9 protein-coding genes are annotated in these 15,004 nt (G+C 66.3%); 5 read left to right on the top strand and 4 right to left on the bottom strand.

Annotated elements, in window-relative coordinates; translation table 11 throughout:
• Positions 1-118: 118 nt before the first annotated feature.
• Positions 119-4,294: a molybdopterin-dependent oxidoreductase gene (locus tag ACLP4W_RS00800; protein WP_442383186.1), complete on the bottom strand. Its 4,176-nt coding sequence runs from the start codon at positions 4,292-4,294 to the stop codon at positions 119-121.
• A 343-nt stretch (positions 4,295-4,637) separates the two neighbouring features.
• Here ACLP4W_RS00800 and ACLP4W_RS00795 point away from each other — a divergent pair, with 343 nt between their 5' ends.
• Positions 4,638-5,105, top strand: coding sequence for an LppP/LprE family lipoprotein (locus tag ACLP4W_RS00795; protein WP_442383184.1), 468 nt, complete (start codon positions 4,638-4,640; stop codon positions 5,103-5,105).
• A 169-nt stretch (positions 5,106-5,274) separates the two neighbouring features.
• Here ACLP4W_RS00795 and ACLP4W_RS00790 read toward each other — a convergent pair whose 3' ends face one another.
• The gene (locus ACLP4W_RS00790) at positions 5,275-7,215 is read right to left on the bottom strand and encodes an acyl-CoA dehydrogenase family protein (RefSeq protein WP_442383161.1); all 1,941 of its coding nucleotides are present in this window, start codon (positions 7,213-7,215) and stop codon (positions 5,275-5,277) included.
• A 173-nt stretch (positions 7,216-7,388) separates the two neighbouring features.
• Between ACLP4W_RS00790 and ACLP4W_RS00785 the strand changes: the two genes are divergently transcribed.
• The gene (locus tag ACLP4W_RS00785; protein ID WP_442383159.1) at positions 7,389-7,934 is read left to right on the top strand and encodes a methyltransferase family protein; all 546 of its coding nucleotides are present in this window, start codon (positions 7,389-7,391) and stop codon (positions 7,932-7,934) included.
• A 33-nt stretch (positions 7,935-7,967) separates the two neighbouring features.
• A complete protein-coding gene (locus ACLP4W_RS00780) occupies positions 7,968-8,696 on the top strand; it encodes a VIT1/CCC1 transporter family protein (protein WP_442383157.1) in 729 nt (242 codons plus the stop codon).
• Between the two features lie 88 nt (positions 8,697-8,784).
• Here ACLP4W_RS00780 and ACLP4W_RS00775 read toward each other — a convergent pair whose 3' ends face one another.
• Both ACLP4W_RS00775 and ACLP4W_RS00770 read right to left on the bottom strand, forming a co-directional pair.
• A complete protein-coding gene (locus ACLP4W_RS00775; protein WP_442383155.1) occupies positions 8,785-11,244 on the bottom strand; it encodes an ATP-binding cassette domain-containing protein in 2,460 nt (819 codons plus the stop codon).
• Positions 11,245-11,335: 91 nt separating this feature from the next.
• Complete coding sequence (locus tag ACLP4W_RS00770; protein ID WP_442383153.1) at positions 11,336-11,833, bottom strand: MarR family winged helix-turn-helix transcriptional regulator; 498 nt, start codon at positions 11,831-11,833, stop codon at positions 11,336-11,338.
• Positions 11,834-11,921: 88 nt separating this feature from the next.
• On the opposite strand from ACLP4W_RS00770, the gene ACLP4W_RS00765 reads away from it, so the two are divergent.
• Both ACLP4W_RS00765 and ACLP4W_RS00760 read left to right on the top strand, forming a co-directional pair.
• On the top strand, positions 11,922-13,994 hold the full coding sequence (locus ACLP4W_RS00765; RefSeq protein WP_442383183.1) for an ATP-binding cassette domain-containing protein: 2,073 nt from the start codon (positions 11,922-11,924) through the stop codon (positions 13,992-13,994).
• A complete protein-coding gene (locus ACLP4W_RS00760; protein WP_442383152.1) occupies positions 13,991-14,842 on the top strand; it encodes a CbiQ family ECF transporter T component in 852 nt (283 codons plus the stop codon). Before ACLP4W_RS00765 ends, ACLP4W_RS00760 begins: the two co-directional genes overlap by 4 nt.
• The last annotated feature ends 162 nt before the right edge of the window (positions 14,843-15,004 follow it).

Here is a 15,004-nt window from a genome sequence, read left to right as displayed (position 1 = left end):
GAGTGCGTCCTCCCTCGAGCGCAACCAAGTCCTAGCGGAATGGTGCGCCAGGGATGTTTCGGCGCCGGGTGCGCGATGTTTCGGCCGCATTACGGGTTTTGGTAAGCGGCAGGAGGTGCTAGTAGACGTCGCGGTGGTAGCGCTTGTCAGCGGTCAACGACTGGACATAGGTCTTCGCTTCGTCCTGGTCAAGGTTGCCGTGTTCGGCCGCAATGTCGCAGAGCGCGCGATCGACGTCTTTGGCCATGGGGTCGGCGTTGCCGCAGACGTACAGTTGCGCGTCTTCCTGCAGCCAACGCCACAGCTCGGCCCCGCGTCTGCGCATCAGGTGCTGCACGTACACCTTGTCACGCTGGTCCCGGGAGAATGCCAGATCCAGTTCGGTGAGCAACCCGTCGGTATGCATCTGTTCGATCTCATCGCGGTAGTAATAGTCGGTGGCGGCGTGCCGTTCGCCGAAGAACAGCCAGTTGGGCCCGGTGTGGCCGAGCGCGCGGCGTTCCTGCAGGAAACCGCGGAAGGGCGCGATCCCGGTGCCCGGTCCGACCATGATCATCGGGGTGTGCGGATCGCTGGGCGGCCGGAAGTTGCTCGACGGTCGCACATAGATGGCGACGCGGTCGCCGGGGGAGCGGTCCGCAAGGTACGCCGAGCACACCCCGCGGCGTGGGACGCCCTGGAAGTTGTAGCGTACCGGCGAGACGGTCAGCTGGACTTCCCCTGGATTCTCTTTGGGACTCGACGAGATCGAATACAGCGGCGGCTGAAGCGGTTTGAGTACGCTGAGCCACTCGTCGACGGGCGCGGTGACTTTCAGCTGAGCAAGTAGGTCAACCGACTGGCGGCCCCATGCCCAATCGGACAGCGCTCGCTTGTTTTCCGGCTTCATCAACTCGGCGAGACGGGAGTTCCCGGTGCGTTGCTGCACGAACCGGAGTAGGTCCGGGCTGATGTGGGCGATCTCGAGCCGCTCGGTAAGCGCGGAACGCAACGACATCAACCCGTGCTCAGCGACTTCTACGGGGGTCTCGGCGTCCAGGCCTGTGACCGAAAGCCATTCGTCGACCAGCCGGTCGCTGTTGCGCGGCCACACCCCGAGCGCATCGCCGGCCTCATAGCTGACCGTGTCGTCGGGCAGACGGAATACCAGCTGTCGCGAGTCCTTTGCCGATCTCGGCCGACTGAGCTGGATGTTGTGGGCCATGCCGGTGATCAGTGGGTGCTTTTTGGTGTATGTCTGCGTTCGGGGTCGGCTCGCGGGACGAGGTGAGGCCGCAGGTTCGGAAGCGGCTTGCGTCGCGGGTGCGCTGCCATCGCGGCCGATTGGCGCGGGTGCGCGGGTCAGCGCTTGTATGACCTCGTTCAACCACCTGGCCGCGGCATCTTCGTAGTCGGGTTCGCAGTCGACCCGGTCGACGATGCGGGTCCCTCCCAGCTCGGCGAGGCGCACGTCGAGTTTGCGTCCGTGACCGCAGAAGTCGTCGTAATTGGAGTCACCCAGCGCCAGAACGGCATAGCGGGTGTCGGCGAATTGTGGTGCGCCGTCGTCAGCCAGCGATCGCCACAGGCCTGTCCCGTTGTCGGGTGGTTCGCCGTCACCGGTGGTGCTGGTGATCAGCAGCAATTCCCGCGTTGCCGGCAGCTGTGCCACCGGGAAGTCGCCCATGCTATGCAACGCGACCGGCAACCCGGCCTCGCCCAGTTGCGCGGCGACGTCGGCGGCGAGCTCTTCCGCATTCCCGGTCTGTGAGGCCCACAACACCACGATCGGCGCTCTTTCGGGCGCCGGGCTGGCGTCGGGCATCGTGGTCGCCGGTTCCTTGACGGCCGGCGTCGATACGGGCGGCTCAGTGCGCGCGAACAGCCCCGCGAGCAGACCGTCCACCCAGAGCCGGGTGTTGGGATCGAACGGGGCGCTCTCGGGCAGGGTTGGCACCCCGGTGGTGCGGCGGCCGGCTTCCGAACGCAGTCCGGTTACCAGTCCCGCGAGATAGGACCGGCCGAGCGGACCGAACTGCGGCACCGGTTCGGTTGCTATGCCGATGAGTTCGGCGAGTGCGTCGACCCTGGCGGGGCTGATCGCGTCGGCGTCGTCGTGGCCGCGGTTTGGCGTGTCGGCTGAAGGATCGGTGGTCGACTCAGGCGCGGCGGCGACCTTCGTCAAGGTGACTGCGCATGCCTTGAATTCGGGCTGACGCGAGACCGGGTCGACGGCGTCGTTGGTGACGGCATTGATCGACAGGTATTCGCCGAACACGTCGTTCCAGTGGAAAGCGGCAAAGCAGTCGCCCGGGCGCACCCGGTCGGTGACGACAGCGGGCAGCACGGCTCGGCCGCGGCGGGAAGCAATTTCGACCGGGTCGTCGTCGGAGATCTGCAGCCGGGCGGCGTCGTCGGGGTGGATTTCGACGAACGGTCCGGGGTTGAGCTTGGTGAGTTTGGCGACCTTACCGGTCTTGGTCATGGTGTGCCACTGGTGCGGCAGGCGGCCGGTGTTGAGCAGGAACGGGAAGTCGTCGTCGGGCATCTCCTCGGGCAAGAGGTGCGGGCGGGGGAAGAACACCGCACGACCACTTGGTGTCGGGAAGGCCAGCCGGGGCACGCTGCCATCCTCGCCGACCAACCGAGTCTGGCTGATGCCGTCGTTCAGGTAGCGGATCGGGTTGCGGTCGCCGGTGCGCTCGGGTGGGCATGGCCACTGCAGCGGGGTCTGCCGCAATCGGTCGTAGCTGGCCCCGCGCAGGTCGTAGCCCGTCGCGGGGTTCCAGAATCGCTTGATCTCTTCGAATACTTCCTCCGCGGAGTCGTAGCTGAACGACTCCGAAAACCCCATCTCGCAGGCGATCCGGGCGATGATCTGCCAGTCCGGCAGAGCTTGACCGGGCGCCCTGACGGCTGGCTGAAACAACGTCAGGTTCCGCTCGGAATTGACCATCACCCCGTCGGATTCCGTCCAGAGGGCGGCCGGCAGCACCGCGTCGGCGTACTCGTTGGTCTCGTTCTCCAAGAACGCGTCCTGGGTGATCACCAGTTCGGCTTTCTCCAGACCGGCGAGCACGGTCTTCCGATTAGCCACGGTGGCAACGGGATTGGTGCAGATGATCCAGCACGCCTTGATCTGTCCGTCGGCCATGCGGGAAAACACGTCGATCACGCCGTCGCTGACGTCGGTGCGCAGCGAGCCACGGGGGATGCCCCACCTGTCCTCCACGAATGCGCGGTCATCTGCGGACGTCACCGACCGCTGGCCCGGCAGACCCGGTCCCATGTAACCCATTTCGCGTCCGCCCATCGCGTTGGGCTGTCCGGTGAGCGAGAACGGGCCGCTGCCGGGCTTGCAGATGGCGCCGGTGGCCAGGTGCAGGTTGCAGATCGCGTTGGTGTTCCAGGTGCCGTGGGTGCTCTGGTTGAGCCCCATCGTCCAAATGCTCATCCAGTTGCCGGCTTCGCCGATCCAGCGCGCCGCCGTGCGGATGTCTTCGGCGGGGATGCCGGTTATTTCGCTGACCGTGCCGAGGGTGAATTGCTCCAGGAAACTCGGCATCACCTCCCAGCCCTCGGTGAATTCGGAGATGAACTCGTCGTCGGTGTGCCCGCCTTCGACGATCAGCTGCAGCAGCCCGTTGAGCAGCGCGAGATCGGTGCCGGGGGAGATCTGCAGGAAGAGGTCGGCCTTGTCCGCGGTTGCGGTACGGCGCGGGTCGACGACGATCAGTTTCGCGCCCGCCTTGACGCGTTCCATCATGCGCAGGAACAGGATCGGGTGGCAGTCGGCCATATTGGCGCCGATGACGAAGAAAACGTCGGCGGCCTCGAAGTCCTGGTACGAGCCGGGTGGTCCGTCCGCGCCGAGGGACAGCTTGTAGCCCGAACTGGCACCGGCCATGCACAGTCGCGAGTTCGACTCGATCTGGTTGGTGCCGATGAACCCTTTGGTCAGCTTGTTCGCCAAGTACTGGGCTTCAATGGACATCTGGCCCGACACGTACATGGCAAAGGCATCCGGGCCGTGCTGCTCGATGATCGCCCGTAACCGCTTCGCGCACTGGGCGATCGCGCTGTCCATGTCGATCGGCTCGAAGGGTTCACCCCGGTCGGCCCGCGCGTGCGCCGATTCCATCCGGCCCGGTGCGGCGAGCAGGTCCGCGGTGGTCGCGCCCTTGGTGCACAACCGGCCGAAGTTGGCCGGATGCTGTTTGTCCCCAATCGACTTGGTGACATGACGGCGATCGCTTTTGGGGTCGGTTGTGACTTGCATCACCATGCCGCAGCCGACACCGCAGTACGCGCACATGGTGTTCACGGCATTCGTACCGGGCGTCGACTGGCTAGCCACGCCTGTGTCCCTCCTCGAGTCCGCATGGGGTATCCGGCAATCGTGGCGCAAGGATGTTTCCGTACCCGGTGCCTGGTGTTTCCGCCGATTTACGGCTTCCTCTCAACAGACACGGTGCGTTTGTGAAGTGTCCGGAAATCCCGCTGCCGGCCGGGTTATCGCAGGTCATCGTCGACCAGGCGACCTCGGTCAACGTTACTCGCGGCACTGCCCGTCCCACGCCTCACGACAGGGTTTCCGACGAAACAAACGGGACATTCACAGTCATCGCTAAGCTCACGGTGTGCGCCGTCGGCTGGTTGTGGTACTGCTGCTTCTGCTGGCCTCGGGCTGCGGCTCGAAGCAGCCGGCACCGCCGGCGGCGCAGCCCGACTCCTGTAAAGACTCCGACGGGCCGACGGCCGACACGGTGCGACAGGCCATCGCCGCGGTCCCGGTCGATGTCGCGGGCTCGACGTGGGTCGAAATCGCACGGGGACATGCCAAGAAATGCCGGCTGTACTGGGTGCAGATCATCCCGACCATCGCCACCGAGTCGACTCCCCAGCAGCTGCTTTTCTTTGACCACAACATTCCGCTGGGGACACCCACGCCCAACCCGAAGCCATACATAACCGTGCTGCCGCCCTCTGATGACACGATCACGGTTCAGTATCGATGGCAGGTCGGCAACGATCAGCCGTGCTGTCCCTCGGGCATGGGCACGGTGAAGTTCCAGATCGGATCAGACGGCAAGTTGCAGGCGCTCGGCAAGATTCCACATCAGTAGCGCTGGGGCACAATCACTTCCGACAACATCCGATGGCTAGCCGCAAACATGTCGGAGCTATGTGCCCGCCGCGTAGCGGCCTTTAGGAGGCCGAGATTGCCTGCTCCACGGGCCGATTCCCCTCGTTGAGCCCGTGCGCCGATGCGGGTGAGCCGGTGGTGCTGGAAGCTCAGCCGGACAGATTCTCGGGGTGCAGCATCTCGGCGTAACGCAGCGGCTCCGGAATCCCGAACCCGTCGACAAGCGTTTTCGCGTGCGTGCGAAGCGCTCGGCAGCGATCGTTGATGCCGCGCGTGACGGCCTTGGCCCGCTCGGTGGACAGGTAGCGGTGCTCGACGTACCACGCCTTGTCGTCCTCGATCACCGACAGCGCATACAGATCGCAGACGATCCCCAGCAGATCGCGGGCCTCCTCGTTCGGGCACGCGTCGATTCCGGCGACGAACGCTTCGAGCACAATCCGGTCGATGTGCGCGCTCGCCGCGTGCAGCACGTGATCTTGTACCGCGTTGAACGCGTCGAACGCCGACATCTCTTTGGATTTGGCCTGCAGCCGGCGCGCGACGGACGCCAGCAGATACTCTTCGCGGTCCTCGAACATCTTGATCTGCGTGCCGCGGTTGAACAGGCTGCCCTCTTCCTCGCTGTCTTGCCGGGCGTCCACGATGGTTTGGATAATCGTCTCGGCCGCAGTGCGTTTGAGGACGCGATCACTGACGGTGCCGGCCGCGAAGCGGACCCATTCGACCGGGCTCATGCTGCGGATGTCGTCGGCGTAAGCCGTCAGTAGCTCCTTGGCCACCAATTGCGTCAGCACGTGGTTGTCGCCCTCGAACGTGGTGAACACGTCGGTGTCGCCCCGTAGCGCGATCAGCCGGTTCTCCGCCATATAGCCCGCGCCGCCGCAGGCCTCACGGGCCTCCTGAATGGCGCGGCTCGCGTGCCAGGTGTTGGCCGCCTTCAGGCCGGCGGCGCGGGACTCCAGTTCGCGTTGTTCCTCGGCGTCGGAGGCGTCCGCGGTCTGAACGTCGTGGCACTTACTGACCAGCTCGTTCTGGGCGAACTGCAGCGCGTATGACTTTGCGATCAACGGAAACAGCCGGCGCTGATGCACCAGGTAGTCCATGATCAGCACCTCGGTGTCCTCATCGGGTGCGCTGAATTGCCTGCGCTGCAACGCATATCGGGTCGCGATGTCCAGCGCGACCAGAGCGGCGGCGCCCGCGCTGCCGCCCACGGTGATCCGGCCGCGAACCAGTGTGCCCAGCATGGTGAAGAACCGGCGGTTGGGGTTTTCGATCGGGGAACTGTAGGTGCCGTCCGGTGCGACGTCGCCATACTTGTTCAGCAGGTTGACCCGCGGGATGCGGACGTGGTCGAACATGATGCGGCCGTTGTCGACGCCGGGCAGACCGCCCTTGTATTCGCAGTCCGACGTGGTCACTCCGGGCAGGTCGTTGCCGTCGGCGTCGCGGATCGGGACCATCAGGCAGTGCACGCCGTGGTTAACCCGCTCGCCGTCTTCGGTGGTGATCAGTTGCGCGAAAACCGTTGCCATGGTCGCGGTTTGGGCGGCACCGCCGATGTAATCCTTGCGGGCCGTCGGGGTGGGGGAGTCGATGATGAACTCCTCGGTCTCGGGGTCGTACGTCGCGGTGGTCTCCAGAGACTGAACGTCGCTGCCATGTCCGGTCTCGGTCATCGCGAAACAACCGGGCAATTCGAGGTTGATGATCTTCTTGACGTAGGCCTCGTGGTGCCGCTCGGTGCCCAGGTTCTCGACGGCACCGCCGAACAGGCCCCACTGCACCCCGGCCTTCACCATCAGCGACAGATCCGACATCGCGAGCATCTCGATCATCGTGATCGCGGCACCGACGTCGCCGGTTCCGCCATGCTCCTTGCGGAAACTGTCGGCGGCGGCGCCGGACGAGGCCATGATCCTCATTTGCTCGGCGACCTTGGTGCGGGCGATCACGGTGTTCGGCGTGTAGTGCGGGCGGAACAGGTCCTCGGTCAGCGTGGCCCGCATCTGGTTCTTCGTGTCACGCCAACGGCCGTCCAGGGCGTTGCGCAGATGTTCGGCAATGCTCGTCGTTTCTGGCGCCATAATCCGACGGTAACCCGCCGCTCGTGTAGCGGGAAACAACGTGATGCCAACTGGTGGCTCCGAAACTGTCATGCGGGTGTCATGATCGAACGGTGTTTGTGAACCGCTGACCTAGGACTGCGATGCCGCGATACCTCGCCGCCTTCACGGTTGTGCTCCTGATCGGAGCAGTTGTGAGCAGAGTTTTGCTGCTGCGCAGAACCGGCACTCGAGCAATGCATTTCGGAGAACTCGACAAGACGGACTTCCTGATTCCGCCGGTGGCGCTGTTCTACTTCTATATTCCGCCGGTGGCGCTGTTCTACTTCTATACGGTGTTCGCCGCCGCCTTCGGTTGGCCCCTGGGCAGCGGTCAGCGGTTCTTTCAGTCGACGGTCGTCGCCTGGCTGGGGGTGGCGCTCTGTCTGGTCGGGGTCCTGATCTTGGTGCTCAGCCTGGTGTCATTCGGCAACAGCTTCCGGGTCGGCATCGACGTCGACCAACCCGGTCGGTTGGTGACGACCGGCGTGTTCGCGGTGAGCCGCAACCCGATCTATGTCGGCTTCTTCGTCTTCCTGGTGGGCCAGCTGCTGGTGTTTCCCGATTGGGTTCCGCTGGCCTACCTGGTCGGCGCCACCGCGCTGTTTCACCGGCAAGTGTTGCGCGAAGAAGGATTCATGCGGCAGCGCTACGGCCGGGAATACGCCGAGTACTGCAAGCGCGTCAGACGGTATGTGTAGCGCTGCGGCGGCGACCGTCGCTTAGATGGCGTCATGGCCCAGCCAGACAACCCCTCCCAGCAACCCGATCCGGCGTACGACGTCGGGCACACCCATCCCAATATCAGCGGAGGCTGGTTACGTGCAGCCACCTTCGGTGCCATGGACGGCCTGGTCAGCAACACCGCGCTGATAGCCGGTGTGGCCGCCGGTGAAAGCGCCCATGCCGTCACGGTTGCAGGCATCGCCGGCCTCCTGGCCGGGGCGTTCTCCATGGCACTCGGCGAGTACACCTCGGTGACCACGTCCAACGAGCAGATCGAATCCGAGGTCTACGTGGAACGCCGAGCCCAGCGCACCCGTCCGCAAGCCGAGCGGGCCGAACTTGTCAGCACGCTCGTCGGCATGGGCATGACCGAGGAAACCGCACGGATCGCGACGGACGAGATCCACCGCGACGAGAGCCGCGCCGTCAGCTTCCACATCGTGCAGGAGATCGGGTTGGATCCGTCCGCGAAGCCGTCGGCCCGGCTGGCCGCGATCTCGTCGTTTGTGATGTTCGCCATCGGTGCGGTAATTCCGCTCATCCCTTACCTTCTCGGGTATGGGTCATTGGCGAGGGGCCTGGCGTGCGGTGCGGTCGGCCTGCTGATCGCCGGTGGCCTGACCGCCCGGTTCACGCGCAAACCGCTGTGGTGGGCCGCGTTCCGGCAGTTGCTCTTCGGCACCGTCGCCGTCGCCGCCACCTACCTGCTCGGTTTGCTTTTCGCGGAACTTCTGTGACCCGTGCGCCGGCCCGCGTGCTGGCGGTGGGCTCTTTATGCCTCGGCCCGGCCGCCAATCGGTGGTGCTGGTCAGTGACAACAACTTTTCACCCAGTCAGGTGACTCAGTTCCTGCTCGCGATGTAGTGACCGCTCTCGGATTTGGCGGGTGGGCGACCGCAGTCGATACAAGACGAACCCGGCGCCCACCGCGCCGAACAGGACAAGCATGACCATGTCGAATACCCACCAGCCCGAATAGTGCGTCCACATCTCGGCGTTGGCGGCCAGCGCGTCGACCCTGCGCAGATCGACGGTGGACGCCGACGCCGCGAAGCCCCACTGGGCCGGGACAAACCAAGAGATCTGCTGGAAACCCCACTTGCTCACCAGCTGAACCAGGCTCCCATCGAACAGTAGCGAGGCCAGGAGCACCGGCACCAGCAGCGGCACGACCTCCCGCGGCCGGCTACCCAGCGTCGATAGTGCGAGCCCGACGAGCGCCGAGACGATGGCCGTAACGGCCACGCTCACGTAGAGCTCGAACGTGCCATTGCGCAATAAGACGGCACCGTGCACTGGCCCGCCTTTGACGCCGATGACCATGGCGAACATGATCGCCGTCAGGATGGCCGCGGCCAGGCCGAAGACAATGATCTTGGCGGCAACGTAGGCCGGCGTCGACAGCCCGATAGCCTGCTCGCGCCGAAAGATACGACGCTCCTCGACCAGTGCGCGGATGGTCAGCGCTATGCCCAGGATCACCGCGGCGATGTTGAGCGCGGCCAGGATCTCGATGGCTTCATGGAGGTTGGAACTGCTCGGGTTGGGCCGGTCCAGGCCGGAATCGCCGGGAATCAGCAGTGTCAGCGCGGCCAGTACGAACGGCAGGACGGCCAAGAACAGGAGGTAGACCCAATCGGCGAAGAGCAGGCGTACCTGGCGACGGGCCACCAACCAGATTTGCCGCTCGGTGGTGAGGTCGGCGGGCAGCGGCCACGGGGCGGCCACCTCTGGCGGCGTGGCCGCTGCGTGTGCCCGGGCCCGAAACGCGCGGTTAGCACCGTCGGGATCCGCGCGCGCCTGTGCGAGCACCTGCAACCAGTCGGTGCTGCCCATCGAGGACTCGATCTGCAGGGGCGTCCCCAGGAACGCCATGGTGCCGCCCGAGGTGAGCACCAAAACCTGGTCGCACATGTTGAGGTCGCTCAGCGACGCCTGTGATGACATGGCCACCACGACGGCGCAGCCGATGTCGGCCTGGCGCCGCAGGATTGCCATCACGTGGTTTTGTTGCGCCGCATCGAGCCCGGCGGTCGGCTCGTCAACCACGAGCAGTGTCGGTCTGGTGAGTAGTTCGGTCGCCACCGAGGCGCACCGGCGCATCTCGGGCGAGAGTTTGCTGATCCGGGTTGCGCGGTATGGCGCCAGCTCGAGCTCTTCGAGGACCTGGTTCACCACACGGCGGCGTTGCTCGGGTGAGGTGTCCGGTGGCAGGCGCAGTTCGGCGGCGTACGCCAAGGCCTGTTCGACGGTGAGCCGCGGGTGAACGCGCTCGTCGCGATCCACTAGCCCGATGTGGGCGCGCATCGGCCCGGGCTCGGCGTGCACGTCGTGGCCGTCGACGGTGGTTCGGCCGGAGCTGGGTCCCCTGGTGCCGGCGAGCAGCCCCAGCAGTGCGGAGTTGCGCGCCGCCGACGGTCCGATTACGGCGGTCATTGTGCCGGGACGGGCCGTGAACGAGATATCGGTGAGCACCTCGCGGCCGTCGACGGTAAGTCCCAGGTGGTATGCGGCCACCCCGGTAGTGCGTGCGCCGGGTTTTAGCGGCAATCGATTGGTGGAGTTGGCCTCTTGGGTGCGGAAGGAGGGGCGCGGGGTGCGCAGCTTCCCCGTGACCATCCGCTCGATCAAACCCTGGCTCTTTGGATCCTCGTCCGCTGCGAGCGGCGGCTGCGCCGGCTGGGGGGGCGGCGGGGACGGCGGAACGGGCGGCGGCGGCGCCGGACCTGTCCGGGGAGGTTGGGGCGGGGCTATCCGCATCCGCTGCGTCTCTCGCTCCGTGGGGACCTGAAGCCCGGGGTCGTTGGGGCGGTTCGGTCGATTGGGCTGTGCCGCGACAGGCGGCGGGGACCGCGGCGGAGGCGGAGGAGGCGGTCGGAATTGCGGGGGCGGCGGGTAGGCCGGGCGTTGCGGTGGGCCGGGCGGTCGCGCGGGCGGCCCGGCTGGGGGACCGATCTGGAAAACCAGCCGCGGACCCCGCTGCGGATCACCGATCGTGACCGCCTGACCGTCGCGGATGTCGACCGTCGACACCCGGGAGCCGTCGACGAAGATGCCGCGGGGGCTGCGATCGATGGCCACCCACTGGGTGCCGGTGAACCGCAGCACCACGTCCGGGCGAGGTGCCGCCGGTGGTGGCGCGGCGTTTCCCAGCCGCTCCAACGGGATGTCGACCCCTCGGCCATAACCCACCAGCACGTCGCGGCCCGGGGCAAAGACGTACCTCATCGATCCGACCCACACCGTTAACGGGGAGGCTGGGAGGGCCGAAGCTGCGGGCCGCATCACCGCCACCTTTCAACACCGGTCAGGCCCCAATCAGACACGATTAAGTGTCTACCCGCCGCGGCGGTCTATCCACCAGGGAGGGCGCTGATCACCGGGTATTGCGGCGTGCAGAGATCGCGGCGTTCTCGAGGAGCCTGCGCAGCACCTCCACCGCCTCCGTCAGCACCCGGCGGTCCGCCGGCTCGAGCAGGGCCAATTGCGGTTCGATCGCAGCGGCGCGGTCGGCCCGAACCGCGTTGAGCGTGCGTATCCCCTCGGGCGTGATGCGGATCCGGACCGCCCGGGCATCGCCGGGGTCGACGGTCCGCGTGACCAGCCCGGCGTCCTCGAGTCGGCGCACCTGGGTGGTCATCGTCGGTTGCGAACAATGATCGACGGCGGCCAGGTCACCGATTCGGGCTTCTCCGTGGGCTTCGATGGTGGCCAGCAGCCTGGCCTGGGCCGCGGGCAAGGGCATCTGGATGCGCTGGGTGGCCAGCCGGTTGAGCCGCGCGACGACGGCGAGTAGATCGGCTCCCAGACGCGGCTGCGGCTCGGCGTTTGCGGCGTCAACGACTTCGGTGTGGTTGGCGGCGGATGCATTCATGCATCCATGCTTGCATAGCTTTGCTATGGGAGACGAACAGCACGCGCGTTGACCTAAAATTGCAGATGGTGCGGTGTGCTTCGGCGCCATGGTGCCGCGGCCTGGCAGAATCGGTGAAGTGATCCCGTCCGCCCCCCTCCCGTCGCGTCATCGGGGTGGATCGCTGCAACCGAGCGAATTGGCACAGGCCTCGGTCATGGCAGCGCTTTGCGCGGTCACCGCGATCATCTCCGTCGTCGTTCCCTTTGCCGCGGGCCTGGCGCTGCTCGGCACCGTGCCGATGGGGCTGCTGGCCTACCGCTACCGCTTCCGTGTGCTGATCGCCGCGACGGTTGCCGCGGGGATGATCGCCTTCCTGATCGCTGGCGTGGGCGGCTTCATGGGGGTCGTCACCAGCGCCTATATCGGTGGGTTGACTGGAACGGTCAAACGCAAGAACCGTGGCAAACCCACGGTGATCGTCTCGGCCTTAATCGCCGGTTTCGCGTTCGGCTGCGTCAATGTGGGCATCCTGGTCGCGTTAACCCGGCTGCGGCACCTGATCTTCGCCGCGCTAACCGCCAACGTAGATGGGGTCGCGACCGCCCTGAACCACGCGCACATGCACGGGGCCGCCGCCCAATTGCAACGGTATTTCGCCATCGGACTGCATTACTGGCAGTGGGTGCTGCTTGGCCATTTCGTCATTTCGGTCCTGGTGGTGTCGTTGATCGGCTGGTGGGCGTTGTCTCGCGTGCTGGAACGGATGCGCGGTATCCCCGACGTCCACCAACTGGACACTCCGCCCGATGACGCGGACTGCCCGGTCGGTCCGGTTCCAGTGCGGCTGGATCAGGTGCGTTACCGGTACCCGCGCGCGGGTCAGGATGCGCTGCGCGAGGTCAGCCTGGACCTGCGGGCCGGCGACCACGTGGCGATCACCGGCTCCAACGGTTCCGGGAAGACCACGCTGATGCTGATCCTGGCGGGCCGGGAACCGACCTCGGGCACCGTGCAGCGTCCGGGCGCGGTGGGGCTGGGCAAGCTGGGCGGCACCGCCGTCGTGCTGCAACACCCGGAAAGCCAGGTGCTGGGCACCCGGGTCGCCGACGATGTGGTGTGGGGCCTGCCGCCGGGCACGAACGTCGATGTGGGGCAGCTACTTCGAGAGGTCGGTCTCGAGGAACTTGCCGAACGCGACACCGGAAGCTTGTCCGGCGGCGAACTGCAGCGGCTTGCGCTCGCAGCGGCGCTGGCCCGTGAACCGGCGCTGCTGATCGCCGACGAGGTCACCAGCATGGTCGACCAGCAGGGCCGCGACGCGCTACTGGGTGTGCTGTCCGGTCTGACCAAACGGCACCGAACCGCCCTGGTGCACATCACGCACTACAACAACGAGGCCGACTCCGCGGAGCGGACGATCAACCTCAGCGACTCACCCGATAACACCGACATGGTCGAGATCGTGAGCACGCCGGCGCCGACCGTTGGGATCGGGCGCGGCTCGCACGCGCCGGTGCTGGAACTCGTCGGCGTCGGCCACGAGTACGGCAGTGGCACTCCCTGGGCCAAGACCGCGCTGCGGGATATCAGCTTTGTGGTGGAGCAGGGCGACGGGATGCTGATCCACGGGGGCAACGGTTCGGGAAAGTCGACGCTGGCATGGATCATGGCCGGACTCACGATTCCCACGACCGGCGCCTGCTTGATCGACGGCCAGCCCACCTACGAGCATGTCGGCGCGGTGGCGTTGTCGTTCCAGGCGGCCAGGCTGCAGTTGATGCGCAGCCGTGTCGACCTGGAAGTGGCTTCGGCGGCGGGCTTTTCGCCCCGCGAAGAGGATCGGGTGGCCGCGGCGCTCGGCGTCGTCGGGCTGGATCCCACGCTGGCCAAGCGGCGCATCGACCAGCTCAGCGGTGGTCAGATGCGCCGGGTCGTGCTGGCCGGACTCTTGGCGCGTTCGCCGCGGGCGTTGATCCTCGACGAGCCGCTGGCGGGGTTGGACGCCGCCAGCCAGCGCGGTCTGCTGCGGCTGCTGGAAGACCTGCGCCGCGAGCGAGGTCTGACGGTGGTGGTCATTTCGCACGACTTCGCCGGGCTGGAGGACCTGTGCCCGCGCATCCTGAACTTGAGCAACGGCACGCTGGAACCGGTGCCGACTGCGGCAGGGGGTATGGCGTGACCACCACGTCGGCCCCGGGGCGCGGTTCGACCCGGCGCCCCTCGCGTGCGGTAGTTCTGCTGATTCCGGTACCCGGGACCTCGACCATCCACGATCTGTGGGCGGGCACCAAACTACTGGTGGTCTTTGGTGTTTCGGTGCTGCTCACCTTCTACCCGGGGTGGGTGACGATCGGGTTGGTGGCAGCCCTGGTGCTGACGGCGGCCTGGATCGCGCGCATTCCGCGTGGCGCCCTGCCGTCGGTTCCGAGTTGGCTGTGGGTCCTCATCGCGCTGGGCGGCTTCACGGCCGCGCTGGCCGGCGGTAGTCCGGTGATCTCCATGGGCGGGCTGCACGTCGGGCTCGGTGGGCTGCTGAACTTCCTGCGGATCACCACGCTGTCGATCGTCCTGCTCGGGCTCGGAGGGATGGTCTCCTGGACCACCAACGTCGCCGAAATCGGGCCCGCCTTGGCGACTTTGGGCCGTCCCCTGCGATTGATACGGATCCCGGTCGACGAATGGGCGGTGGCTCTGGCGCTCGCGCTGCGCGCCTTCCCGATGCTGATCGACGAATTCCAGGTGCTCTACGCCGCCCGTCGGCTACGGCCCAAACGGATACCGCGAAGCCGCAAGGCTCGCCGCCGGCGGCACGCGCTGGAGCTGATCGACTTGCTGTCCGCGGCCATCACCGTGACTTTGCGGCGCGCTGATGAGATGGGCGACGCGATCACCGCGCGCGGCGGAACCGGGCAGCTTTCTGCGAATCCGGCCCGGCCCAAACTGGCGGACTGGGTGACGCTCGTGATCGTGATCGCGGTCAGCGGCGCAGCGGTGTGGCTCGAGACGATCTTGCTCACCACCCACTAGGCCTTCTCGGCGGCGTCAAAAGACCGTGTGCTCAAGGGCTAGACGGTATGGGGGGCTGGGGCCTCGCTCACATGTGAACGTGGGTTGCCGACAGGGTGGTCCTGGTCGGTAGAGCCACAGATGTGGGAGGCCCCAGTGGAGATTTATCGTACGAGTGTCGGG

Origin of the sequence: Mycobacterium sp., from assembly GCF_052145595.1 — a bacterium.
GTDB lineage: Bacteria > Actinomycetota > Actinomycetes > Mycobacteriales > Mycobacteriaceae > Mycobacterium.
Note: the sequence above shows the minus strand (reverse complement) of the source record. Positions and strands in the feature narration are given on the sequence as shown.